Origin of the sequence: Variovorax atrisoli (assembly GCF_014195185.1) — a bacterium.
Lineage (GTDB): Bacteria > Pseudomonadota > Gammaproteobacteria > Burkholderiales > Burkholderiaceae_C > Variovorax > Variovorax atrisoli.
In genome coordinates this window covers 1-25,015 of record NZ_JACIBG010000011.1, presented here as the reverse complement: position 1 = coordinate 25,015, position 25,015 = coordinate 1, and the positions used below count along the sequence as shown (strand labels likewise).

The 25,015-nt window shown below is 70.3% G+C and carries 18 protein-coding genes; 10 read left to right on the top strand and 8 right to left on the bottom strand.

Annotated features, from left to right (window positions below):
• The first annotated feature begins 29 nt into the window (after window positions 1-29).
• Window positions 30-5,357 (top strand): beta strand repeat-containing protein, encoded by a 5,328-nt coding sequence (locus FHY06_RS30420; RefSeq protein WP_184607289.1) that lies wholly within the window; start codon window positions 30-32, stop codon window positions 5,355-5,357.
• A gap of 73 nt (window positions 5,358-5,430) precedes the next feature.
• Here the strand turns inward: FHY06_RS30420 and FHY06_RS30415 are convergent, their stop codons facing one another.
• Entirely contained in the window at window positions 5,431-6,309 is an 879-nt protein-coding gene (locus FHY06_RS30415) for a ChaN family lipoprotein (RefSeq protein ID WP_184607288.1), read from the bottom strand.
• Window positions 6,310-6,387: 78 nt separating this feature from the next.
• Between FHY06_RS30415 and FHY06_RS30410 the strand changes: the two genes are divergently transcribed.
• Window positions 6,388-7,470, top strand: coding sequence for an AbrB family protein (locus tag FHY06_RS30410; protein WP_184607287.1), 1,083 nt, complete (start codon window positions 6,388-6,390; stop codon window positions 7,468-7,470).
• Between the two features lie 63 nt (window positions 7,471-7,533).
• Here the strand turns inward: FHY06_RS30410 and FHY06_RS30405 are convergent, their stop codons facing one another.
• A complete protein-coding gene (locus FHY06_RS30405) occupies window positions 7,534-7,812 on the bottom strand; it encodes a BTH_I0359 family protein (RefSeq protein ID WP_026346723.1) in 279 nt (92 codons plus the stop codon).
• 147 nt (window positions 7,813-7,959) lie between these two features.
• Entirely contained in the window at window positions 7,960-9,159 is a 1,200-nt protein-coding gene (locus FHY06_RS30400; protein ID WP_019657515.1) for a DUF3108 domain-containing protein, read from the bottom strand.
• 140 nt (window positions 9,160-9,299) lie between these two features.
• On the opposite strand from FHY06_RS30400, the gene FHY06_RS30395 reads away from it, so the two are divergent.
• Window positions 9,300-10,397: a fumarylacetoacetate hydrolase family protein gene (locus FHY06_RS30395; RefSeq protein ID WP_184607286.1), complete on the top strand. Its 1,098-nt coding sequence runs from the start codon at window positions 9,300-9,302 to the stop codon at window positions 10,395-10,397.
• 10 nt (window positions 10,398-10,407) lie between these two features.
• On the opposite strand, the gene FHY06_RS30390 is transcribed toward FHY06_RS30395, so the two are convergent.
• A complete protein-coding gene (locus tag FHY06_RS30390) occupies window positions 10,408-11,190 on the bottom strand; it encodes a helix-turn-helix transcriptional regulator (RefSeq protein ID WP_019657513.1) in 783 nt (260 codons plus the stop codon).
• A 110-nt stretch (window positions 11,191-11,300) separates the two neighbouring features.
• Here FHY06_RS30390 and FHY06_RS30385 point away from each other — a divergent pair, with 110 nt between their 5' ends.
• From FHY06_RS30385 to FHY06_RS30375, 3 genes are read left to right on the top strand one after another with little or no spacing between them, the layout of a single operon-like run.
• Window positions 11,301-13,052, top strand: a complete 1,752-nt coding sequence (locus FHY06_RS30385) for an FAD-dependent monooxygenase (RefSeq protein ID WP_184607285.1) — start codon at window positions 11,301-11,303, stop codon at window positions 13,050-13,052.
• Window positions 13,049-13,267 carry a hypothetical protein gene (locus tag FHY06_RS30380; protein ID WP_184607284.1) on the top strand — a complete coding sequence of 73 codons (219 nt, stop codon included), beginning with the start codon at window positions 13,049-13,051 and terminating at the stop codon, window positions 13,265-13,267. Before FHY06_RS30385 ends, FHY06_RS30380 begins: the two co-directional genes overlap by 4 nt.
• A gap of 46 nt (window positions 13,268-13,313) precedes the next feature.
• A complete protein-coding gene (locus FHY06_RS30375; RefSeq protein ID WP_126185860.1) occupies window positions 13,314-14,288 on the top strand; it encodes a Bug family tripartite tricarboxylate transporter substrate binding protein in 975 nt (324 codons plus the stop codon).
• A gap of 122 nt (window positions 14,289-14,410) precedes the next feature.
• Here FHY06_RS30375 and FHY06_RS30370 read toward each other — a convergent pair whose 3' ends face one another.
• Window positions 14,411-15,583, bottom strand: coding sequence for a toxin-antitoxin system YwqK family antitoxin (locus tag FHY06_RS30370; RefSeq protein WP_184607283.1), 1,173 nt, complete (start codon window positions 15,581-15,583; stop codon window positions 14,411-14,413).
• Window positions 15,584-15,587: 4 nt separating this feature from the next.
• Window positions 15,588-16,001, bottom strand: a complete 414-nt coding sequence (locus FHY06_RS30365) for a VOC family protein (RefSeq protein ID WP_019657508.1) — start codon at window positions 15,999-16,001, stop codon at window positions 15,588-15,590.
• A gap of 64 nt (window positions 16,002-16,065) precedes the next feature.
• Here FHY06_RS30365 and FHY06_RS30360 point away from each other — a divergent pair, with 64 nt between their 5' ends.
• The 4 genes from FHY06_RS30360 to FHY06_RS35195 all read left to right on the top strand — a co-directional run bounded on the left by FHY06_RS30360 (window position 16,066) and on the right by FHY06_RS35195 (window position 21,025).
• Window positions 16,066-17,268, top strand: coding sequence for a TraB/GumN family protein (locus tag FHY06_RS30360; RefSeq protein WP_184607282.1), 1,203 nt, complete (start codon window positions 16,066-16,068; stop codon window positions 17,266-17,268).
• A gap of 11 nt (window positions 17,269-17,279) precedes the next feature.
• Window positions 17,280-17,651, top strand: a complete 372-nt coding sequence (locus FHY06_RS30355; protein WP_019657506.1) for a DUF2946 family protein — start codon at window positions 17,280-17,282, stop codon at window positions 17,649-17,651.
• A gap of 126 nt (window positions 17,652-17,777) precedes the next feature.
• The gene (locus FHY06_RS30350) at window positions 17,778-20,069 is read left to right on the top strand and encodes a TonB-dependent receptor (RefSeq protein WP_184607281.1); all 2,292 of its coding nucleotides are present in this window, start codon (window positions 17,778-17,780) and stop codon (window positions 20,067-20,069) included.
• Between the two features lie 32 nt (window positions 20,070-20,101).
• Window positions 20,102-21,025 (top strand): copper chaperone PCu(A)C domain-containing protein, encoded by a 924-nt coding sequence (locus FHY06_RS35195; protein ID WP_145761628.1) that lies wholly within the window; start codon window positions 20,102-20,104, stop codon window positions 21,023-21,025.
• Between the two features lie 18 nt (window positions 21,026-21,043).
• Here the strand turns inward: FHY06_RS35195 and FHY06_RS30340 are convergent, their stop codons facing one another.
• Window positions 21,044-22,777 carry a phospholipase D family protein gene (locus FHY06_RS30340; RefSeq protein ID WP_184607280.1) on the bottom strand — a complete coding sequence of 578 codons (1,734 nt, stop codon included), beginning with the start codon at window positions 22,775-22,777 and terminating at the stop codon, window positions 21,044-21,046.
• Window positions 22,778-22,868: 91 nt separating this feature from the next.
• The gene (locus FHY06_RS30335; protein WP_126185854.1) at window positions 22,869-24,773 is read right to left on the bottom strand and encodes an ATP-binding cassette domain-containing protein; all 1,905 of its coding nucleotides are present in this window, start codon (window positions 24,771-24,773) and stop codon (window positions 22,869-22,871) included.
• Window positions 24,774-25,015 lie beyond the last annotated feature (242 nt).

The following is a 25,015-nucleotide window of genomic DNA, read 5'->3' as shown; positions in this document are numbered from 1 at the left end:
GACGCATCCAACATCCGAGGAGTCACGACATGAAAGCACGCAAGATCCAGAGCCGGGCCGCACGCGCGCCCATGTTCAGCCGCAGCAGCATCGGCACCGCAGTCGCGATGGCGCTGATCGCCGCGGCCTCCGGCGCGCAGGCCGCGGAGACTTCGGTGGACGCCGCCTACAACGGCACCGCCACCGGCACGCCCTCGGTGAATGCGGGCACCACCAACTCGGCCAACGTCAATGCCACCATCACCGGCGCCACGGTGGGCACGACCTCCACCGGCACGCCGTCGAATCCGAACCCGGTGGCGGTGAGCACCAGCGGCAACCTGATCGGCGCGACCGCCACCGGCAACAGCTTTGGCAACGGCATCCAGGCCGCACCCGGCCTGCCGGTGAACAACGCGGCCACGCTCGGCGTGGCGACCAACACCGGCGTCATCGGCAGCAGCGTGACCGGCAGCAAGCTGGCCTCCGAGTCGAGCACGCTGCAGTCGGGCAGCGTGGTCAACGCAGACAACACCATCTCGGCCACGACCACGCTCAACAGCGGCAGCTCGGTGATCTCGGGCGCGGCGGCCGTCGCCGCGCCGGCGCAGGCCGGCACCTCGGTGCTGACCTACCCGGCGGGTGCGCCGCTCTTCGACGCCAAGGGCAACATCGTCGTCACCTCGCTGCAGTCGGCCACCGGCACGGGCTCCAGCGCGACGGTGCTGGGCAACACGGTCGACCTGATGCTGACCGCGAACGCGGGCAACACGCTGACCACCGCCGCGTCGCTGGAGCGCAATTCGATCTCCGCCGTGCTCAAGGCCAACAGCGCCAGCAGCACGGCCGAGATCCAGTCGGGCGGCGCGCCGACCTTCGCCGGCTCGGCGGTGGTCGCGAACCTGCAGGCGAACGGCAACGGCATCCTGGCGACGCGCTCGGCCACCAACATCGGCTCGGTGGTCGTGGGCATCGTCAGCGGCGCGCCCGCGGGGGGCTCGAACGTGCTGCAGGGGTCGCTGTCGGTGCAGGGCAACGCGATCTCCAGCGCGGCCACGGGCAACGAGGCGCTGGGCGCCACGGCCGGCGTGGCGGGCAACCGCATCGTGGTCGACGACGTGAGCGTCGCGGGCAGCGGCACCGCGGCCACGGCGGCCAACAACAGCATCCACAACGGCGCGGGCGTGACCAGCAACGTCAACAGCGACCTGGCCATCGTCAACAGCCAGGGCAACCTCGGCGTGACGACCGTGGCGCAGACCATGGGTGCGCAGATCCTGGCCGGCGTGCAGTCGAGCAAGAACAGCGCGGTCACGCTGGCGGACAACAGCATCACGGCCACCGTCGCCGGCAACACGGCCTCCAGCAGCATCGCCACCGGAAAGAACGCGGCCTCGTTCACCGGCACCACCGCGGTGTCGAACCAGCAGGCCAACTTGAATGCACCGGTCAGCGCGCTGCTGCTGCCTTCGGTCATCGCGGCGCAGACGGGCGAGTCGCCCGGCACGGGCCAGACCACGGGCAGCTCGGTCAGTGTTTCCGACAACACCTCGGCGGCCAGCGCGCAGGGCAACCAGATCACCCAGAGCCTGGCGCTGCAGGCCGGCACGGTGGCGCTGGGCACCGGCAACGCCAGGCTCACGGGCGGCACCAACTCCGACGGACGCGTGTCCGCCAGCGGCTCGGCCACGCTCACCAACCTGCAGGGCAACTATGCAGGCGGCATCGGTGGCGTCGCGGCCGCGAACATCGGCTCGCAGATCTGGCTGACCGCCAACGGCGGCGGTGCGGCGGTGGGCAACAGCACGCTGTCGCTGGACGGCAACCGGCAGGAAGCCGTGGCGCTGGGCAGCGGCGCCACCAACACGCTCACGCTCTCGGGCAACTCGGTGGGCACGGGCGCGGGCATCGCGAGCGTGCAGATGAACGACGCGAACTCCGCCGTCGGCGCGGGGCTCTCGAACCCCGAGGCGCGGCTGACGGTGAACGGCAACCTCGCGGGCGGCTCGGCCTCGCTCACCGACAACCTGCAGCGTGCCATCTCCTACGGCAATTCGGCCGCCAACACCCTCGGGGTGAACGCGGGCAACGTGGCGGCTGCGCCCGGCCTGGGCATCACGCCGGCATCCAGCGTCACGGTCGATGCGCTCAGCGGCCTGCCCTTCAGCAACGCGGCCGGCGCGCTGCCGACGGTGAGCGCCGCCTACGGCGTGCTGAACGACCAGTCGGTGCAGGCGAACGTCAATTCCACAGCCGCCGGGCCCAACACCTTTGCGGCCGCGGTGGCCGGCAACGTCTCCGCCGCGAGCGTCGCGAACAGCGGCAACGCCTTCGTCGCCGCCGCCTACGGCAACGACGCGGCCAGCGGCGTGACGCTGAACCTCAACAACGTCAGCGGCGCGAATGCCTCGGTGGCCAACGTCACCAACACGCAGGCGGTGGCGGGCGCGGGCACCGGCGTCTCGGCCATCGCGGCCGGCGGCGTCGTGGCGCGCACCACGGTCACGGGCACGCTGGCCGACAGCTCGGTCACCAGCTCGGGCAACACGGCCGAGGCGCTGGCCTACGGCAGCCGCGCCACCGGCAACACGGTGAAGGTGACGGGCAACAACATCGACACCTCCGGCGTGTCGCTGTCGGGCGCGACGCTCACCGGCAACACGCTCGCCACCAACGCGGCCTTCAGCGTGCAGAACGCGCAGTCGGGCCAGGGCTCCGTGTCGGCGCAGCGCAGCGGCGGGCCCGAGGTCAACATCTCGGTCGGCGGCGCGGTCAGCGACTCGAAGATCGCCGCCACCGGCAACGCGACGCTGGCCGGTGCGACCAGCAACAGCGCGAACAACGGCGTGGCCGTCGATGCTGTCGGCGTCGCCACCACCACTGCGGTGCAGAACCTGCAGCTGACCAGCGCGGCAGTGAGCTCGCTCACCGGCCAGGAAGGCGCGCTGCTGACCAACAAGGACGGCGTGCAGGTCGTGCTGGGCGGCGCGAGCATCGTGGGCTCGCAGGTCACCGTGGACGGCAACTCCGCCGGCGGCTCTGCCACCGGCAACGCCGCGGCCAACCGCATCGACGTGAAGGGCAACACCATCGCGCTGGCCAACGGACTGCCGCTGGCCGGCGCGACCAGCGTCGGGGGTATCGCGGGCGCGGTGGCCGACCATGCGCTCTCGAACATCCAGCTGGTGACCAGCCCGACCATCTCTTCCAAGGTGGCGGCCGCCTTCGGCGTGGACACGGCGCCGGGTGCGGTCATCGCGGGTTCGACGCTGAGCGCTTCGAACAACACGCAGAGCGCGAAGGCCGTCGCCAACACCGGCAGCAACGCCATCGCGCTCGCGGCCACCGACGTGTCGGCCCGCTCCGCGCTGATGTCCTCGCAGGGCAGCGCGGCGGCGGTGGAGGCGCGCTCCTTCATGCAGGCCTTCGCGCCGGCCTCGGTGTCGGGCTCTTCGGTGAAGCTGTCGAACAACGCCAACACGGCGCTGGGCGTGATCAACGACGTGGACAACAAGCTCGGCGTCGCGGGTGGTACGTCGAGCGCGCTGCCGGCGCCGGCGCTCATCGGCCAGGGACCGCTGCCGGGCAACACCATCGCGGCGGGCGACCAGGTCCTGGTGAACCGCCAATCGGCCGGCGCTTCGGTCACCAGCACCGCCGACACCGCGATCTACAACGAGGACCGCCTGGTGCTCGGCAACGCAGGCCTGGCCAGCAGCAGCTTCACCGCTTCGGGCAACACCACGTATTCTGAAGCGGCGGCCAACCGCGCGACCAACGCAGCCTCGCTGGCCGGCGGCGCATCGCAGTCGGCCAAGACTGCGGTGCTGAACGCGCAGGACAGCAGCGCGGCCGTGACCGCCAATGCCAACAACGCGACCAAGCTCACGCTGACCGGGCCGACCGCGCTGGCCGGCAGCAGCGCCACGCTGGACGGCAACGTCACCACCGCGGCAGCCACCGGCAGCGCCGCGACCAACAGCATCGACGTGAAGGGCGGCGCCATCGTCGGAGGGCTGCCGGCATCGGCGACCGCTATCGGCGGGACGGCTTCGTCCGTGGCGGCCTCGGCCGACCATGCGCTGGCCAACGTGCAGGTCGGCGCCGGTGCGGTGTCGGCCACCGCCACCGGCAGCATTGGCATCGACTCCGCGCCGCTGTCCAGCGTCAATGCCTCGACGCTCGGCGTGACGAACAACAGCCAGAGCGCCAAGGCCGTGGGCAACACCGCGCTCAACAGCGTGACGCTGGCGGGCTCGAACGTGGGCGCGCGCAGTGCGCTGCAGTCGAGCCAGTCGGGCACCGCCGGGGTGACCGCCTCGTCCACGCTCGAGGTCTTCGCGCCGGCCGGCTCCACCGGCTCGACCGTGCGGCTCTCGGGCAACGGCAACGCCGCGCTGGGCGTGATGAACGACGCGGCCAACACGCTGAGCGTGAGCGCGGTCAACACCCAGCCGGCGGGCGCTACGGGCTCGGCGACGCTCGGCGAGATCGGCGGCTCCGGCAACATCACGGCCAGCGGCGACCATGTGCTGTCGAACCGCCAGACAGCCGCATCGACCGTGAGCAGCACGGCCGCCACCTCGATCCACAACGACGACAACGCCGCGCCCACGACCACGCTGGCCAACGGCGCGCTCGCGATCTCGGGCAACAGCACCTTCGCAGAAGCGACCGCCAATCGCGCGACCAACACGGCCACTGTTGCGAGCAGCGCCACGCAGGGCGCGAGCGCCGGCATCCTCAACGTGCAGGGCAGCACCGCGGGCGTGACGGCGACGTCGAACACGGTGGCCAACGCCACGCTGTCGGGCGTGATGCCGCTCAACGGCAGCAGCGTCTCGCTCGACGGCAACACCACGGCGGCGCTGGCGCGCGGCAACGCGGCGACCAACGTGCTGGAATCGGGCGCGGGCAGCAGCTACGGCGGCGCGGCCGCGGCGGGCACGTCGAGCCTGGTCGGCGCTCCGCTGGCGCTGAATGTCGGCGCCAGCGCTGCGATCCTCAACAGCCAGAACAACGCGGGCACGGTGACGGCCGCCAGCACGGGCACCAGCTACCAGGTGGCGCTCAACGGCACCGTCGGGGGCGTGCCGAACAGCACGGCCGGCGTCACCGGCAACACGCTGGCCGCCCAGGCCTTCGGCAACAGCGCGACCAACCGCGTGACGCAGACGGCGCTGAACACCGGTGCGCCGAGCGCCGCCATCGGCAACTACCAGGTCAACACCGGCGCGGTGACGGCCACGGTGACCAGCGTGAACTTCGGCGTCGGCATCTCCGGCCCGGTGGGCAACAGCACGCTGCGCACCACCGGCAACCAGATCACCGCCTCGGCGACGGGCAACTCGGCGGTCTCGACGATCAGCTCACGCTGAGCTGCGCCGTTCCCAGGGCGACAGAAAACGCCGCGGGCCTTCGGGCCGGCGGCGTTTTTCTTTTCAGCTCGGCTCAGGTCCTGGGCTGCGGTCTGGCCTGGCGCTTGAACTCGGCGCAGTAGTCCTTCTCGGGCAGCGGCGGCGTGCGCCAGATGCGGTCGTAGTCGCCGGTCTGGGGGCCGGCGGCAGAGGCCGGCGCAGCCAGCAGCCGCACGGTGGCGATCCTCACGTCGTCGGGCAGGTGCTGCGGCACGCCGAGCGTGCGCACCACGTGGCCGGCGCCGGCGATCAGCACCACGGTCTGGCCCGGCTTCCGCGCCTTGACGATGGCCTGCGCCATCGCGCGGTCGCGGCCCACCTGGATGCGCGTCATGGGAACGATCTGGGATTCGGGAAGCATCCGGCAATGGCCCTCGCGCACCGCCTCCTGCTGTGCGCTGAAGGCCTCGCCGTTGAGCTGCACGTCGAGCGAGACGTCGGCCATCGCGTTCTTCATGCGCGAGCGCGGCAGGTTGGCGCCGACCACCGGCACGCCGGCGCGCACGGCGGCCATCACGGCGGGGCCGTAGCTGGCCCAGGGCCAGGCCTTGTCGCTCCAGTCGAGCGCGGCCTGCACCTGCGCCTCGGTGGCGGCGGGGCCGAGCTGAGCGGTGCTGCGCCCTTCCTCGGCCATCTCCAGCGCCAGCGCGGCGAGGTGGCCGCGCGCGGCCAGCGCCTCGACCGTCTCGCGCTCGATGACATGGTGCTCCGGCGCATCGTGCTGCTCGCCGATCAGCAGGGCATCGAGCGGCTGCAGGGCGGCCACGCGGCGCGCGACGGGGGCGTCGGGCGCATCGGCACCCGTTGCCGTGAGTGACGAGAACGCCGAGCAGCCCGCGAGCGCGACGGCGGCCAGGAGAGGGAGCAGCAGCGGGAGCCGGTAAGCCAGGGCGGGCCGGTACGGAAGAGGCATCGCGCCATACTATGCCCTCGGCACACGCATGCGGTGCCGTCCTTCGCCGCTTTTCCCTGTCGTCCCTTCTTCCGGTCCGTGCTTTCCCGATATCCCGTTCGCGTGCTGGTCACGCTGCTGCTCGCGCTCGCTGCCGCGGGCGTCTGCCTCGCGCTGCGCACCCCGCTGCCCTGGATGATCGGCCCGCTGCTGGCGGTGTCGCTGGCCTCGATCGCGGGCGCGCCCACCGCGAGCTTCACGCCGCTGCGCAACCTGGGGCAGTGGACCATCGGCACGGCGCTGGGGCTCTACTTCACGCCGCACGTCGTCGGGCTGGTGGCCAGCGTGTGGTGGGCGATCGTGCTGGCGATCGCCTGGGCGCTGCTGCTGGGCGTGGGCTTCGGCCGCTGGCTGCACGCGATGCATGCGAAGCGCATGCCGCATGTGCCGGCGAAGTCCATGAGAGCCACGACTTACTTCTCGGGCGCCATCGGCGGCGCGTCGGAGATGACGCTGATGGCCGAATCGGCCGGCGCGCGCACCGACCTCGTGGCCGCGGCGCACAGCCTGCGGCTGGTGGTGGTGACGGTGACCATCCCTTTCGCGATGCAGTGGAGCGGGCTGCACGGGCTGGAGATCAACCCGCCCGGCGTGCGCGAGGTGAACCCCGGCGGCCTCGCGCTGCTGGCGGCGGCGACCGGCATCGGCGCCCTGGCGATGCGCGCGCTGAAGCGCACGAACCCGTGGTTCATCGGGCCGCTGCTGGTGGCGATGGGCTTCACCATCGCCGGCCAGTCGCTGTCGGCCGTGCCCGCCTGGATGTCGAACACGGCGCAGCTGGTCATCGCCGTGAGCCTGGGCGTGCGCTTCAGCCGCGAATTCCTGCACACGGCGCCGCGCTGGCTGGGATCGGTGGTGCTGGGCACGTTCGGCATGCTGGTGCTCTGCGCCGCGGTGGCTTGGCTCCTGGCGTGGGCGACCGGGCTGCATCCGGCCACGATGATCCTGGGCACCTCGCCGGGCGGCATCGCGGAGATGTCGATCACCGCCAAGGTGCTGCAGCTGGGCGTGCCGGTGGTCACGGCCTTCCAGGTCTGCCGGCTGGTGGCGGTGCTGCTGATCGTGGGGCCGATGTTCCGGTGGATCTACCGCCAGGACGCAGCAAGGCCGGCGCGGCCATGAAAAAAGCGCCCGCGGGGGCGCTTTCTGTCGCTCCGAAGGGAGCTTGGCGGGCCGGAAGCGGCTTCAGTGCACCAGAACGGGCGTGTGCGCCAGTTCGGCGTAGCCTTCGAGGGTGTCCTCGACTTCTTCCTGCGTGGGGGTGTTGAGCTGCCATGCGGCGATCTGCTGCTGGAACAGTTCGGCCCAGGAGCCGTCGAGGTAGACCTCCTTGCCCGAGCGCTTGTCCACGATCTCGAAGCCGTGGCGCTCCAGGACCGGCATGTTCGGCTGTGCGGGCGTTTCGCCTTCGTTCGGCTGCACGTGGACGACGACGAAAGACTCCGAGTCATAAAGCATGTTCATGGCGGGCCCTGTGAGAATGTCGATGGCGTTCATGGGGGTTAGATAGCAATCAACGCGCCAGTTTCAAGATAGGTTGTCTATCTGTAAAACCAACTGGCTAATTGGCCTATCCCTGGCTCCTTTCGCTTCGTTAGCGTGACTTTCTCCTCAATTTGGCGGGCCCGAAGGCAGGGGTTTGCGCAACTGCGCGTCAGCGAAGTCCCCGTTGGGCTCGGTTTGCCTGATCCGCACGGGTAGATACCCGTACTCCGGAGCCAGCCACAGTTCCAGTTTCCGGTCGAAGGACTTGCGCGGGTCGCGCGTGAGCTTGCGGGCGGTGAATTCGCCGGCCGGCAGGCTGAGCTTTTCCTCGTCGCCGACCACGAAGACCCAGACTTCGGCGTCCCGGGTACCCACCGTCTGCACCGAGATCCTGGTGCCGGCGGGATAGCGCTGCGGGCTGGCCGCCAGCAGGCCGCCGAGCTGCATCATCACGCTCATGCGGTCCTGCGCGCCGGGCAGCAGCGGTACCGGGGGCGCGTTGTTGCTGAACACGATCTGGTTCTGGTCGCGCACGAAATGCGAGGCCACCTCCGACTTGCGGCTTTCGGAATACCGCTCCGGCTCCAGGCCGGAGGGGCCGATGCGCCCGGTGCTGTGCCAGTTGAGCAGCGTGAAGAACACCGCCTTGAGCGTCAGCCGGCCGTCGTAGCGGGTGCCGTCCTGCAGCCAGACCAGCTCGCCGAAGACGCCGCGCTGCGGCGAGGCGCCCGATTGGCCGGTGGCCTCGAAGTCCAGCGTGACCGAGCCCGGGATCTTCATCGCCTGGGTGCCGGCGATGGTGCCCGAGGCCTCGCCGCCGGCCGCCGCCTGGGTGCCGGTTCCGCTGCCGCCGGAAGGCGATGTCGCCCCTGCCGGCGCGCTGGCCGCAGCTTCGGGCGGTGCGGCTGCTCCTGAATCGGTAGCGGCCTGGGCCGTCAGGTCGGGCGTTTCCGGCGCAGGCGTCGCGACTGTCTCAGGTTCTGGCGAGGGTTCGGCGGGGGCGGGCTTCGGTGCCGGCTTCGGCCTGGGCACCGAGGCTTCGCGCGGCCGCTTGGGCTTCGGTGGCGGCGCGGGCTTCGCTTCTGCGGGCGCGGCTGCCGGTGCGGGCGCCTCGGCGGCCGGCGGCGCGATCACGATGGTGCGCGTGCTGAACTTGTTCGCCAGCGGCGAGGGCTCCGGCCCGATGGCCATCGGCGCCAGCCCGAGCAGCAGCAGGTGGACCAGCCCCACCAGCAGCGTCAGCCCGATCAGCGCCCGCCACGACGGACGCCCCGGCAACCCGGGAGGCAGCGACGGCGAGGAAGAGGGGGCGACGAGCGTCGGCATCGGTATGTGGAGTGGGGCGCCGGCCCGGAGGTTCACCAAAGACCACCTCGGTAAACTGCCGCCCGTTCAACCAGTTTAAGTGGGAGCGGCGACCGGTCCGTGCCGGCGGTCCGCTCCAGTCCACACGCACGCACCGCATCATGAAACTCGCCACCCTGAAGGACGGCTCGCGCGACGGCCAGCTCGTCGTCGTCTCGCGCGACCTCACGCTCGCCCACTACGCCACCGGCATCGCCAACCGGCTGCAGCAGGTGCTGGACGACTGGGGCTTCATGAGCCCGCAGCTGCAGGACCTGTACGCCAACCTCAATGCCGGCCGCGCGCGCCACGCCTTTCCCTTCGACCCCTCGATGTGCATGGCCCCGCTGCCGCGCGCCTACCAGTGGGCCGACGGCTCGGCCTACATCAACCACGTCGAGCTGGTGCGCAAGGCGCGCAACGCCGAGGTGCCGGAGAGCTTCTACACCGACCCGCTGATGTACCAGGGCGGCAGCGACGACTTCCTCGGCCCGACCGACGACGTGATCGTGCCCAGCGAGGCCATGGGCATCGACTTCGAGGCCGAGATCGCCGTCATCACCGGCGACGTGCGCATGGGCGCCACGCCCGACCAGGCGCTCGACGGCATCCGCCTCGTGATGCTGGCCAACGACGTGAGCCTGCGCAACCTCATCCCGGCCGAGCTGGCCAAGGGCTTCGGCTTCTTCCAAAGCAAGCCCGCCACCGCCTTCAGCCCCGTGGCCGTGACGCTCGACGAACTCGGCGAGGCCTGGCAGCACGGCCGCGTGCACCTCGCGCTGCAAAGCAGCTGGAACGGCCGCAAGGTCGGCATGTGCGACGCCGGCCCGGAGATGACCTTCCACTTCGGCCAGCTCATCGCCCACATCGCCAAGACGCGCAACGTGCGCGCCGGCAGCATCGTCGGCAGCGGCACCGTGAGCAACAAGGGCGTCGAGAAGAAGGACGGCCAGACGGAGTGGCCCAAGGGCTACTCGTGCATCGCCGAGAAGCGCTGCATCGAGACCATCCAGACCGGCCAGCCCTACACCGACTTCATGAAGTTCGGCGACACCATCCGCATCGAGATGAAGGGGTTGGACGGGCGCTCGATCTTCGGCGCGATCGACCAGGAGATCGTGTCCACCGCCGGCCGTCAGAAGGATGCGCCGGTGTCGCTCGTCAAGCCGCAGGCCGGCGACGAGGCGCCGCAGGTCGAAGAGGAAACCCCGGAAGACTGAGGCTGCCCGCTCAGTGCGGCCCCGCGCCGCGCAGCAGCTCCTTCTGCGACCGTATCCCCAGCCGCCGGAACGCCCGGTACTGGTGGGTGCGCACGGTCGTCAGCTCCACGCCGATCTCGCGCGCCGCCTCCTTGGCGGTGCGGCCGGCCATCAGGTGGCCGATGACCTCGCGCTCGCGCAGGCTCAGGCGCAGCAGCCGTTCGGCGAGGGCGGGTTCCACCGCCTTGCGGGCGCCGACCGCGCTGCGGCCATGCGCCGCGGTGGCATCGGCCAGCAGCGTGGCATGGGCCTCGATGAGCGCGAAGTCGGCCGTGCCGAACTCCGGCTGCGCCAAGCTGCGATAGAAGCTCACCGCCACCCGCTGCCCCGTGGGCTGCAGCAACAGCACCGACGCGCGCTCGCGGATGCCCACGTCGCCATAGCAGGCGGCGCGGTACACCGGGTCGGCCACCTCGTCGGCACGCTGGTGGCCCATCCACAGCTGTGCGCGCCCGGGCAGCTTGCGCGCTGCGAGCCAGGCCATGTTCGGGTCGAGCAGGTCGAATCGCTGCGCCACGTAGCGTTCCGATGTGCGCTCCGCCGTGCTGCCGTAGCTGCTGGCGGCCGACACCAGCTCGATGCGCCCGGCCGCATCGACCACGAACACGGTGCAGAAGGTCACCGGCATCACGCGCTGCATGGCCTTGAGGTAGCTGGTCGCGAGCAGCGGCGTGCCCACGCCCGAGAGCACGTCGCCGACCACGGCCGCGGCCAGCGCGGCGTCCTCGGAAGGTTGGATGCGCCAGCGTCTCATGGCCGGGGACGGAGGAAGAAAGGGAAGACGAAGAGGGCGCGCATGGGGGTAAACACCTCGTACGAAGTTATGACATTGCCGCTCGTCGCGCATCGGGACAATCCCGCCGCATGACGAACTCCCCCGCTGCCACCCTGGGCGATGCCGCCAGCGGCCCCGTGCCGCCGAAGCCCGGCGCCGATGCCGGATTGCCGCCTTCGGTCGGCGCCTTCCACTACACGCGCTACGACCCGCGCACGCCCGAACTCGGCCCCGACGGCGTCGAAGCCGCCAGCCATCCGGTGGTGATCGCGGGCGGCGGTCCGGTCGGCATGGCGCTCGCGCTGGGGCTCGCGAACCACGGCGTGCGCAGCGTGATCCTCGAAGCCGACGACACCGTGTGCGTCGGCAGCCGGGCGGCCTGCATCTCGCGGCGCAGCCTGGAGATCATGGAGCGGCTCGGCGTGTTGAGCGCCTTCATGGACAAGGGCCTGCCCTGGACCGGCGGGCGCAGCTTCTACAAGACCGCCGAGGTGTTCCGCTTCGAGATGCCGCACGACGAGCGGCAGAAGCTGCCGCCGATGATCAACCTCGAGCAGTACTACGCCGAGCACTACCTGCTGGAGGAGATCCTGCGCCGCAACGAGCGCACGCCGGGGCTCGTCGACATCCGCTGGGGCACCGAGCTCAGCGGCCTTTCGCAGGACGACGAAGGCGTGACGCTCGACGTGCGCAACGCCGAAGGCGCCTACCGCCTGCGCGGCCGGTGGCTCGCGGCCTGCGACGGCGGCCAGAGCTTCGTGCGCAAGCAGATGGGACTCGCGCTCGAAGGCACGGGCTACGAAGGCCGCTACGTGATCATCGACATCGAGCTCAAGAGCGGCCACCCCACCGAGCGCCGCGCCTGGTTCGACCCGCCCTGGAACCCCGGCTCGACCGTGCTCATGCACCGGCAGCCCGACGACATCTGGCGCATCGACTACCAGCTGCGTCCCGGCCAGAGCACCGAGGAGGCATTGCAGCCGGCAGCCGTCGCCGAGTTCGTGCAGCGTCACCTCGACGCCATCGGCGAAGGCCACCTGCCGTGGAAGACGGTGTGGACCTCGGTCTATCGCGCCGGCGCGATGACGCTTGAGAGCTACCGCCACGGCCGTGTCGTGTTCGCGGGCAACGCGGCGCATGCCATGCCGATCTTCGGCGTGCGCGGGCTCAACTCCGGCTTCGACGACGCGGACAACCTCGCATGGAAGCTGGCCTTCGTCGCGAAGGGGCTGTCCGACGCGGCGCTGCTCGATTCGTACTCGCAGGAGCGCATCGAGGCCTTCCACGTCAACGCCGAGAACGCGATGCGCAGCACCGAGTTCATGTCGCCGCCCTCGCGCGGATTCGACCTGCTGCGCGAGGCGGCGCTGTCGCTTTCGGAGGCGCATCGCGGCATCGCGCAACTCATCAACCCGCGCCAGACGCAGGCGGTGCGCTATGCCGCATCGCCGCTATCGAGCGAGGGAGATGCGCTGCCCGCCGGCCCGTTGCCGGGCGAGGCGATGCCCGAGCAGCAGCTCGAGCGCGGCCATCTCACCGACTGGATCGCGCCCACCTTCACGCTGCTGGTGCTGCGGCCCGACCTCGTCGCGCTGCCTGCCGCCGACATCGAACGGGCGCGCAAGGGCGCGCTGCCCTTCGTCGTGCGCAGCGTCGCGAGCCCGGGTGTCGACGGCGCCGACGCGCAAGCATCGCCCGCCGTGTTCGACGCGCTCGGCGCAAGGGACGGCGCGGTCTACCTGCTGCGCCCCGACGGCCACGTGGCCGCGCGCTGGCATCGCCTGCCGGCCGGCGCCCTGCAACCCGCACTGGCCCGCGCGGCCCGGGAGATTTCCGCATGACGACGACCACACCGCAGCTCCAACCCGACGCCCGCGACCGCCTCTATGCCGAATGCGCGCGCGCCATCACCGAAGCCGGTGCCGAGCGGGAATCGCTGTTCCTCGCGCGGCTCGCGCTGCTGCTGTTCGAGCAGGTCGGCGACGAGGCGCGCTGCCGCACCGCACTGGCCGACGCGCTGCGGGCTCTGCCCGTACCATCGCTGTCCGCTTCCTGATTTCCGGAACGACATACATACAACCAGCAGATTGGAGACTGATTCCATGGATCGCCGCACCCTTCTCGCCACGCTCGCCTCCGGCGCCGCAATGGCCGCATCGCCCTTCGCCCGCGCGCAGGAGTACCCCGCACAGCTCATCAAGTGGGTCGTGCCCTATCCGGCGGGCGGCGGCACCGACGTGATCGCGCGCGTGCTGGCCGAGGCGATGCGCCAGACGCTGGGCCAGCAGATCGTGGTGGACAACCGCCCCGGCGCCTCGACCAACATCGGCGCCGACATCGTCGCCAAGAGCAAGCCCGACGGCTACACGATCCTGTCGGCCGACAACGCGGTGCTGGCCTTCAACGAGCACCTGTTCAGCAAGCTGCCCTTCAGCCCCGAGAAAGACTTCACCTACATCGGCGCCATCGGCAAGTTCCCGCTGGCCCTGGTGGTGCATCCCGACTTCCCGGCGAAGGACTTCAAGGAGTTCCTCGCCTACGTGAAGGCCAACCCCGGCAAGGTCAACTACGCCTCGCCGGGCAACGGCTCGCCGCACCACCTGGCCATGGAGATGTTCAAGGTGCGCACCGGCACCTTCATCACCCACATCCCGTACCGCGGCGCCGCGCCGGCCATGGCCGACGTGATGGGCGGCCAGGTGCCCTGCATGTTCCTCGACCTGGCCTCGGGCCTGCCGATCATGCAGACCAACAAGGTGCGCGTGCTGGCCATCGGCTCGGGCGCGCGCAGCAAGCCGCTGCCCAACGTGCCCACGCTGGCCGAGGTGGGCGTGCCCAACACGGAGGTGTTCGCGTTCCAGGGCATCCTGGGCCCGGCCAACCTGCCGGCAGCGGTGGTCAGCAAGCTCAACGGCGACCTGAACAAGGCCTTCGGCACGCCGGCCGTGCAGAAGCGCTTCGACGACTTCGGCATGGAAGCGATGCCGGGCACGCCGGCCCAGTTCGCGGCGCTGTCGCGCGCCGAGTCGAAGCGCTGGGGCCCGATCATCAAGCAGGCAGGAATCAAGCTGGACTGAGCTCGCCAAGGAGCAGCTCTTTTCTTTTCGCGAAACACCGCGGAACCGGCTTGGCCGGGCTGCAGGTGTTGCCCCCGGTAGGGGGTGGAGGAGCGACACGAAGTGCGCGGAGCCTGGGGGCGTTACCTTGTATATGCCTTGCGCGAGCCGTCTTCGAAGACTTCGTCGTCGCGCTGCAGGTCGCCGTTCTCGTCCCAGACGCGCTCGCGCGTGACGCGGCCCTTGGCGTCGAAGCTCGATTCGGCCAGAAGCGTGCCCTTCTCGCTGAAGCGCTGGTGGGTGCCGACCGGGATCTGCCGGTTCCGGCCCTGGATCTCGTAGCGGCCCTGCGCGGCGCGCTGGCCGCTGTCGTAGAACTCGGTGATCTCGACGCTGCGCGCGTCGCCGCTGCCGCTGTAGGCCGACTTGCTGCGCGGCTGGCCGTTGAGGTAGTAGGCGTCGTCGACGATGGGTTCGCCCGCGCTGTTCCAGCGCTGGTCGCGCACCAGCGTCCCCTTCTCGGAGAAGGCCTGCTCGCGCACGCGGATGCTCGTGCGTTCCACCAGCAGGAAGGCGGTCTCGCGGCGCTTGATGCCTTCCGATGAAAAGCTCTGCTCGGTGCGCTGGTTGCCCACGGTCTCGTCGAGCGACGAGGGCTTGCCGTTGTCGTAGAAGCTCTGCGCCCGCACCCGCTTGCCCGACACGAACGACAGGCGCGAGCGCAGGATGCCGCTCGCGTCGAACAGGTCGACCTGCGACGGGCCTGTGCCCGAGAAGCCGCAGAGCCTGGCGTCGTCGACCACCGGCGCCAGCGTGGGCGCGTCGGCGCAGCGCAGGGCCGAGAGCTGGCCGTGCTCGGTGAACTCGACCGAGGCGCGCTCGCTGCCGCCGCCGGTGTCGGAGGTGGGATAGAAGATCGCTCGCCGCAGCTTGCCGTCTGGGTAGAAGCTGCGCACCAGGCCGCGCTCCTGGCCGTCGTCGTAGGTGGCGTCGCGCAGCACGCGGCCGGTGGGGGAGAACTCGCGCGCGCGGCCCTGCAGGTTGCCCTTGGCGTTGACGCTCTGCTCCTTGGCGAGCCGGCCCTTCTCGTAGATGCGCACGAGGCCCATCGCCACGCCGTTCTGTATCTGCGATTCGCGCTGCAGCTCGCCGCTCGAGCGGTCCTTGCAACGCAGCAGGCCGGTCTTGCCCGCGATGCTGCTGCCGTTGTCGGGGTTCACGCCGTGGCCGTTGAGCTCGCAGTCGAGCTGGGCGTGCGCGAGCGTGGCGCACAGCAGCGCGAGGGGAGCGACGACGGCTGCCGGGCGCGGGATCATCTGCTTACTTGTCGTAGAGGGAGTCCAGGGAACGGAAACCCTTGACCTCGATCGGATTGCCGAACGGGTCGTGGAAGAACATCGTCCACTGCTCGCCCGGCTGACCTTCGAAGCGCACCTGCGGCTTCAGCACGAACTCGGTGCCGGCGGCCTCCAGCCGCTGCGCCATCGCCTGCCAGTCGGGCAGCGCGAGCGCGAGGCCGAAGTGCGGCATGGGCACCATCACGTCGCCGACGCGGCCCGTGCGTGCGGTGGCGAAGGGTTCTCCCAGGTGAAGGGAAATCTGGTGGCCGAAGAAGTCGAAGTCGACCCAGGTGTCGGTGCTGCGGCCCTCGGGGCAGCCGAGCACGCCGCCGTAGAAGCTGCGGGCGACGTCGAGGTCGCGAACGTGAAAGGCAAGGTGGAAGATGCTCTGCATGGTTTCGGATTATGGGCAGCGGTGCTGTGAGAATGCCGGACTTTCTTTCATCGTGGAGCAAGCCTTGCGGATACTCCGGATCCTCGCCGCGCCCCTGTGCGGCATCGCTTTCCTCTTCACCTTCGGGACGGCCCAGGCCGCCTGCCCGCCCTCCGCCATCGCGAGCCTCGAGAAGCCCGGTGTCGGCCTGCGCAACGGCGTCGACCGCGGCGTGCTCTGGCGCATCGAGCGCGACGGGCGCACCTCGTGGCTCTACGGCACCATCCACATCGGCCGCGGCGACTGGGTGCGGCCCGGCCCCACCATCCAGAAGGCGCTGGCGCAGAGCGACACCGTCGCGCTCGAACTCGACATGCGCGACGAAGCCACCGCCCGCGCCATGGCCCGGCCCGCCGACCCCGAACTGCTGGCCCGCATGCTCAGCGGCGAGCGCGCCCGCCGGCTCGAGCGTCAGAACAGCGAGGCCTGCGTGCCGCCGGGCTCGCTGTCGAAGCTGCAGCCGATCCTGCAGGTCACGGCGCTGGCCGGGCTGGTGGGGCGCGTCGACGGCCTCTATCCCGAATTCGGCGTGGATGAGACGCTCGCCGTCGCGGCGCGCAACGGCAACAAGCCCATCGTGGCGCTCGAGAATGCGGAAGACCAGCTCAAGGTGCTGACGGGCAGTTCCGAAGCCGAGGAGGCCGAGCAGGTCGACGCGGCGCTCGACGAGCTCGAGTCGGGCAAGCTGCGCGGCCAGATCAAGGAGCTGGCCGAGGTCTGGGCCCGCAGCGACGCGGCCCGGTTGTCCCGCTATTCCGAGTGGTGCGACTGCCTCAACACGCCCGCCGAGCAGCGGCTGCTCAAGCGTCTGCTCGACGACCGCAACCCGAACCTCGCCGACGGCATCGAGCGCCTGCATGCCGGCGGCAAGGGGGTGTTCGCCGCGGTCGGTGCGCTGCACATGATCGGTCCGCAGGGGCTGCCCACGCTGATGGCGGCGCGGGGCTTCACCGTGACGCCGGTGCTCACCAGCGCACAGGAGCAGACCGCGCAGCCGATGCCCGCGCTCGCAGCGCCGTCGCCGGCGCCCAGGGCCGTGCGCGGCGGCAAGGCGGTCAAGGGCCAGCGCGGAAAGGCGGCGCCCGCGGCTGCCGCAAGGGGCGGAAAGTCCGCCAAGGCGGCACCCGCCGCATCCAGGGGCGGGGCCCGCGCGCCGGCCAAGGCCACCGGCAAGGCTGCGCCCTCCAAGGCCGCTGCCCCTGCCGCCAAGGGCAAAGTGCGCCGATAATCGCGGCCGCCATGCACGCCCTGCACCGATCCACCCGCTCCATCGTCCTTGCCGGTCGATGGGTGCTGCTGTGGTTCGTGATGTCGCTGGGCGTGGCGGTGGCGTCGCCGCTGGTGAACCCGCAGGCCATGGAGCTCGTGTGCTCCGCCGCGGGCTCCATCAAGGTGGTGGTCCACACCGAGGACGGCGTCAAGGAAATGGGCGCCTCTCACATGGACTGCCCGCTGTGCGTGCTGACAGGCGCTCCGCCGCCGGCCATGGCAGCCCCGACCTTCGATCTTCCCCTGCCGCTGGGCCGCGTGGTCCAGCCCATCCCCGCCGCGCGCCTTGCCGCGGCCACCGCGGCGCCGCTGCCGGCGCGCGGGCCTCCGACCTTCTCCTGACGCTCTCGAAACCGTAGCCGTGCACGCGCGCCCGAAGCGCGTGCGCGGCTTGTCCGGCCCGTCCGGCTTGAAGCTCCGTGGAGAAGGTTCCTCTTGAAAAAGCATTCCCGCGCCCTGGCGATCGCCATGGCATTTCCCCTTGGCGCGCCCGCGCTGGCGCAACAGGCGCAGCCGGCCGACACGGCCGAAGGCGGCCCCGGCGGCCGCACGCTGAACACCATCACAGTGACCGGCGGGCGGCCGACCTCGCTGCCCGCGCAGATCCCCACCACCATCGAAGGCGTGACGCACGAGCAGATCGTCGAGACCGTCAACGCCACCGACAGCGAGGACGCGCTGAAGTACCTGCCGAGCCTGGTCGTGCGCAAGCGCTACATCGGTGACTTCAACCACGCCGTGCTGGCCACGCGCGCCTCGGGCACCGGCAACAGTGCGCGTTCGATGGTGTATGCCGACGGCATCATGCTGTCGAACCCGCTGGGCAACGGCGCCACCTACGCGCCGCGCTGGGGCATGGTGTCGCCGGAAGAGATCGAGCGCGTCGACGTGCTCTACGGGCCGTTCTCGGCCGCGTACCCGGGCAACTCGGTGGGCGCGGTGGTCGACTACGTCACGCGCATGCCCACCAAGTTCGAGGCGCACGTCAAGCTCAGCGGCTTCGTCTCGAACTTCGACCTGTACAACAGCCACTCCTCGCCGGCCGGCCAGCAGCTCGACCTGTCGCTGGGCAGCCGCAGCGGCGACTGGTCGTGGTGGCTCAGCGCATCGCGCACGCACAGCAAGGGGCAGGCGCTGGTGTTCGGCAACCGGCTCGTCAGCGCCGGCACGATCGGCAACGCGGGCACGCCGGTGACCGGCGCGGTGGGCGGGCTGAACCCGTCGAACCAGCCCTGGTGGCTGGTCGGCGGCTCCACCATCTACGACACCACGCAGGAGCAGGCCAAGCTCAAGCTGGCCTACGACTTCTCGTCCACGGTGCGCGCCACCTACACGCTCGGCGCGTGGAACAACACCACGCACGGCGGCGTCGACACCTGGCTGCGCGACGCCCTCGGCCGGCCGGTGTACGGCGGGCGGGTGAACATCGGCGGGCGCGCCTACAACCTTGATTCGCCCAGCGCTGCGCTCGCGCCCACCGAAACCGCGCTCACGCACTACATGCACGGCCTCTCGGTGAAGAGCCACACCGGCGGCGTGTTCGACTGGGAGGTTGCCGCGAGCCTGTACGACTATTCGCGAGACACCTCGCGCACGCCCACCACGCCGCTGCCCGGCGCCTTCAGCGGCGGCCCGGGCCGCACCACCGACATGGGCGGCACCGGCTGGAGCACCTTCAAGGCCGCCGGCACCTGGCGGCCCACCGGCTCGGCCGAGGGCGTGGGCGCGCACGTGGTCGACTTCGGCTTCCAGCAGGACACGGCGCGGCTTCGCACCAGCGTCGGCAACACGCTCGACTGGATCGGCGGCTCGCCCGTCTCGCCGTTCTCGGCCTTCAACGGCAACACCCGGCTGCAGTCGCTCTACGTGCAGGACACCTGGCGCTTCGCGAAAGACTGGAAGACCACGCTCGGCCTGCGCCATGAGCGCTGGGAGGCTTACGGCGGCCAGCTCGGCAACGCCAGCACGCTGCTGAACTTTTCGCCGCGCAAGAACAGCTACGACTCGCCAAAGGCGGCAGTCGCCTGGCAGGCCACCTCCGGCTGGCTGCTCAAGGCCTCGACCGGCCGCGCGGTGCGCATGCCCACCGTGAGCGAGCTCTACCAGGGCTCCATCGACGGCAACCGCATCGTCAACACCAACCCCAACCTGCGGCCCGAGCGCTCGTGGACCACCGAGCTCACCGCCGAGCGCGATCTCAAGGGCTGGGGGCTCGACGGCGTGCTGCGCACCACGCTCTTCTTCGAGAACACGAAGGACGCGCTCTACACCCAGGCGCTCAACAACCTGGTGAGCACGGTGCAGAACGTCGACGCCATCCGCACGCGCGGGCTGGAGGTGGCGCTGAACGCGTCCGACGTGGGCGTGCGCGGGCTGGACTTGAGCGGCAGCCTCACGCTCACCCGCTCGAAGATCACCGCCAACGGCGGCTTCCCCGCCAGCGTCGGCCACGACCAGCCGCGCGTGCCCAGGGTGCGCGCCACGCTGCTGGCCACCTACCGGCCGGACGACCGCTGGAGCTACACCGTGGGCGCGCGCTACAGCGGCAGGCAGTACGGCACCCTCGACAACAGCGACCCCAACGGCTTCGCGTACATGGGCTTCTCGAAGTTCTTCGTGGTCGATGCGCGCATACGCTACCGGATCGACCGTCAGTGGAGCGCCTCCTTCGGCATCGACAACCTGAACAACAACAAGTACTGGGCCTTCCACCCGTACCCGCAGCGCACCTACGTGGCCGAGCTCAAGTTCGACCTTTGACTTTTCCATTCCAACTGCAAGGACCAAACGACATGACGAACAAGATTCCGCTGGCCATCCTCAGGACCACCGCTGCTGCCTGCGCCATGCTGGCCGGCATGGGCGCCGCGGTGGCGCACGTCACGCTGCGTCCGGGCGGCGTGACCATCGGCAGCGACTACGACGCCGCCTTCCGCGTCGGCCACGCCTGCGAAGGCGCCAAGGCCACCACCGGCCTGGCCGTGCGCCTGCCCAAGGGCTTCATCCTGAGCGACGCGCAGGCGCGCAAGGGCTGGAAGCTCGACGTGCAGAAGGGCGCGAAGGATGGCGAAGGCGAAGTCCGCTGGACCGCCGAGACGCCCGGGAACGCGCTGCCCGGCAGCGAGCGCGCCGAGTTCGTGCTGCGCGGCAAGGTGCCGTCCACGCCGGGCACGCTGTGGTTCAAGGTGCTGCAGACCTGCGACGTGGGCGCAGCCGACTGGGCCGAGGTGCCGGCCTCGGGCAGTTCCACCGCCGGCCTGAAGAGCCCGGCCGCGAAGCTCGACGTGGTGGCGCAGGGCGTGGCCACGGTCGACGTGCGCGACGGCTGGGTGCGCCAGTCGGTGCCGGGCCAGAGCGGCACCGGCGCCTTCATGAAGCTGACCTCGCCCACCGGCGCGAAGCTGGTGGGCATCTCCACGCCGGCCGCCGGCGTCGCCGAAGTGCACGAGATGAAGATGGAGGGCGACACCATGAAGATGCGCGAGCTCTCGAGCGGCCTCGACCTGCCCGCGGGCCAGACCGTCGAGCTCAAGCCCGGCGGCTACCACGTGATGATGATGGACCTGAAGGGCGCGCTGGCGAAGGGCGCGACCGTGCCGATGACGCTGAGCTTCCAGGACGCCAAGGGCGCCAAGACCACGCTGGACGTGACGCTGCCGGTGGGCGCGCCCGAAGGCGCGGATGCCGGCGGCGCTGCGCACCAGCACAAGCACTGACCGGCGCCGCTTCCGCTTTCAGAGCAGCTGGTCGGGTGCCAGCGGCCCGAAGAGCTTGAGCATCAGCCGCAGCATGGCGCCGGCGTCGGGCTCGGTGATGGCGTCCTTCAGGCCGCTGCCCTGGGGGGCGCGCCACACCAGCGAGCCGTCGACCAGCTCGACGTGCCACGAGCGCTCGCGCATGCCGCGCTCGATCTGCTCCGACGCGGCGCGCGAGAGCTCGTTGCTTCGGATCAGCAGTGCGATCTCGGTGTTCTGCAGCTGCGATCGCAGGTCGAGGTTCATCGAGCCCACCACCAGCAGACGTCCGTCCATCACCAGCACCTTGGAGTGCAGCATCGCACGCGATTCGCCCGAGATGCCCGTGCTCCCGCCGCTGCCGCCGCTGCTTCCCGTGGAGCCGCCGAACACGGTGCCGAAGCTCGCCTGCTCGCTGCGCAGCTCGTAGAGCTCGATGCCCATCTTCAGCAGTTCCTCGCGGTGGCGCGCATAGCCCACGTGTGCCACCGGGGCGTCGTTGGAGGCCAGCGAGTTGGTCAGCACGCGAATGCGCACGCCGCGGCTGCGGGCGGCCGAGAAGGCCTGGAGCATGTCCTTCCCGGGTACGAAGTAGGGCGAGATGATGGTCAGGTCGGTTCGCGCCTGGCCGATGAGGTGCAGCAGCCCCTCGACCACGGTGTCGCCGTTGGCGGCGATGTCGGAGGCGGCTTCCAGCGAGGCCGCGCCGCGGGAGGTGCCGGGCTTGTCGTCGAGCCGGCTCACGACGAGGCCGGGCGCCTTGGTGCTGCCGGGGCCGGAGTCGGCGGGAATCTTTCCGGGCTTGTCGGCCAGCATCACCGCCGGCGCCCAGACGAAGGTGGCGGTGCGCAGGTCCAGCGGCTTCTCGTCCCAGGCGCGGGCGCGCTGCTCGGCGGTGGGCGGGCCTTCGCCTTCCTGCCGGCGGGTCGATTCGTCGGCCAGCTCCTGGTCGGCCGCTCGCGCGCGGTCGCGCATGGCCTGGAATTCCTCCCGCGTGACCAGCGACTGCACCGGGTAGGCGCGCTCGTTGTTCCAGTAGCTGTCGAAACTGCGCGAGAGGTCCTGCACGATGGGGCCGGCGGCCAGCACGTCGACATCGACGAAGTTGCCGTTGGTCGCGTTGCCGAAGTAGGCGTCGCCCAGGTTGCGCCCGCCCGTCACGCCCAGCACGTTGTCGGCCAGGAACAGCTTGTTGTGCATGCGCTGCTGGATGCGCGAGGCGTCGTCGATCGAGTTGAGCAGCCGGCTGAAGGAGGAGTCGCGCGAGCCCGCCAGCGGGTTGAACAGCCGCATCTGGATGTTGGGGACGAAGGCCAGGCCCAGCACCAGCGCATCGCGGCCGGTGGAGTGGAAGTCGTCGAGCAGCACGCGTACGCGCACGCCGCGCTCGGCGGCCGCCCTCAGGCCGCGCACCAGTCGGCCGGTGCTGGCGTCGGCGTGGATGGCGTAGTACTGCAGGTCCAGCGTCTTCTGCGCGCCCTCGATCAGCGCGAGGCGGCTGCCGTAGGCGGCCTGCGGACCGCCCAGCAGCAGGAAGCCCGATTCGTAGCCGGCCTTGTCGGCCTGCCGGCGCTGCTGCACCAGGTCGGCCAGCGCGGTGCCGGTGGCGGGCGCGGCGATGGCTGTCGAAACCGGGCGGTCGACGTTCTGCGGCAGTTGCGCGCAGGCGCCGAGGATCATCAGCGCGAGCAGGGCCGAGGATCGGCGGAGGAACGTCTGGAAGGAGGAGGACATGCGGCTGCTTTCCCGGGGCTCGGAGAGAGGGTGCCGCATATATAGCCTAGTCCGGGCCCGCCGGGCGTCGGACGGCCGGCTCGGGCGGATGTCAGCGGCCGGCTGCGAGTTCTTCCTGGCGCTCCATCGCGGCGAGAAGCTCGTCGTCGATCTGGGCGTGGCGCTGCGCCAGCTCCGCCGCGCGCGAGGAGTCGGTGGCATAGATGGCGCCGCCGTCGAGCTCCAGCATCTCGGTGATGCGCTTCTGCTCAGCTTCGAGGGCCTCGATCTGGGCCGGCAGGGCGTCGAGCTCGCGCTGCTCCTTGTACGAGAGCTTCCTGCGCACGCCGGTCGCCGCCGCCTTCGGGGCGGCCGGTTCGGCGGCAGGAGCGGGCGCAGGAGCCGGCGGCGGCGCGGCGGCAGCCAGGCGCTGCGCCGCGATCTCGCGGGCGCGCTTCGACTGGGTCAGCCAGTCCTGCACGCTGCCTTCGTACTCGCGCCAGCTGCCGTCGCCTTCGTACGCGATGGTGCTGGTGACCACGTTGTCGAGGAAGGTGCGGTCGTGGCTCACGAGGAACACGGTGCCGTCGTAGTCCTGAAGCAGGTTCTCGAGCAGCTCGAGCGTGTCGATGTCCAGGTCGTTGGTCGGCTCGTCGAGCACCAGCACGTTGGCCGGACGGGCGAACAGGCGCGCCAGCAGCAGCCGGTTGCGCTCGCCGCCGCTGAGCGAACGCACGGGGGAGTTGGCGCGCGCGGGGGAGAAGAGGAAGTCGGAGAGGTAGCTCTTGACGTGCTTTCTCTGCGAGCCGATCTCGATCCACTCGCTGCCCGGGCTGATGAAGTCTTCCAGCGTGGCGTCGAGGTCGAGCTTGTCGCGCATCTGGTCGAAGTACGCCACCTGCAGGTTGGTGCCGCGGCGGATCTTGCCGCTGTCGGGCTCGATCTCGCCGAGGATCAGCTTCAGCAGGGTGGTCTTGCCCGCGCCGTTGGGACCGAGCAGGCCGACCTTGTCGCCGCGCAGGATGGTGCCGCTGAACTTGCGGATCACGGTCTTCTCGCCGAAGGACTTGGTGGCGTCCGTCAGCTCGGCCACGATCTTGCCGCTGGCCTGGCCCGAGGCCACGTCCATGTTGACGCTGCCTTGCACGTTCCGGCGGGCGGCGTGGCTGGCACGCAGTTCCTGCAGGCGCGTGATGCGGCTCTGGCTGCGGGTTCGGCGCGCCTCGACGCCCTTGCGGATCCAGATTTCCTCCTGGGCCAGGAGCTTGTCGGCCTTGGCGTTGATCACCGCCTCCTGGGCGAGCTGCTCTTCCTTCTGGGCGAGGTACTGCTCGAAGTTGCCGGGATACGAGCCGAGCTTGCCCCGGTCCAGCTCAACGATGCGGGTCGCCACGCGGTTCAGGAAGCTGCGGTCATGGGTGACGGTGACGACGCTGCCCTTGAAGTCGATCAGCAGCTGCTCGAGCCACTCGATGGAGTCGAGGTCCAGGTGGTTGGTGGGTTCGTCCAGCAGGAGGACGTCCGGAGCCGCCACCAGTGCCTGGGCGAGGGCCACGCGCTTGCGGGTGCCGCCGGAGAGCGAGCCGACGCGCGCGTCGCGATCGAGGTGCAGGCGATGCAGCGTTTCCTCCACGCGCTGCTCCCAGTTCCAGGCGTCGAAGGCTTCGATCTGCGACTGGAGCGCGTCGAGGTCCAGGCCTTCGGCACCGGACAGATAGAGATCGCGCAGGGCGATGACGGGGGCCAGGCCCTGGCTGGCGGCGGTGAAGACGTCCGAGTCCATGTCGAGCGCTGGCTCCTGGGCGACGTAGGCCACGCGCAGGTTCTGCTGCAGCTGGAGCGTGCCGTCGTCCGTCTTCTCCAGGCCGCCCAGTATCTTGAGCAGGGAAGACTTGCCTGCGCCATTGCGGCCGATCAGGCCGACGCGCTCCGATTCGAGAAGAGAGAAGTCCGCATGATCCAGCAGCGGGACGTGACCGAACGCGAGTTGCGCGTCGAGGAGTGTGATGAGTGCCATGTGGCGCGGATTATCGGAGCAGGGGATGTCGGGGCTCTTGGGGACACTGGCCCTCCCCTATATATGTAGATATGTAGATATGTAGAGAAGGCCCGTGGTGACGGTGATCCAAGATTCTTTCACGAGCATCTTGCGCGCGCCCGAAAATGTCATATACTCGAGGGCTTCGCTACTGACGGCCTTGTGTTGTTGAAGCGGCTGGTGTCCTGGGATGCTGGTTGTATGTGGTGAAGAAAGTCTTC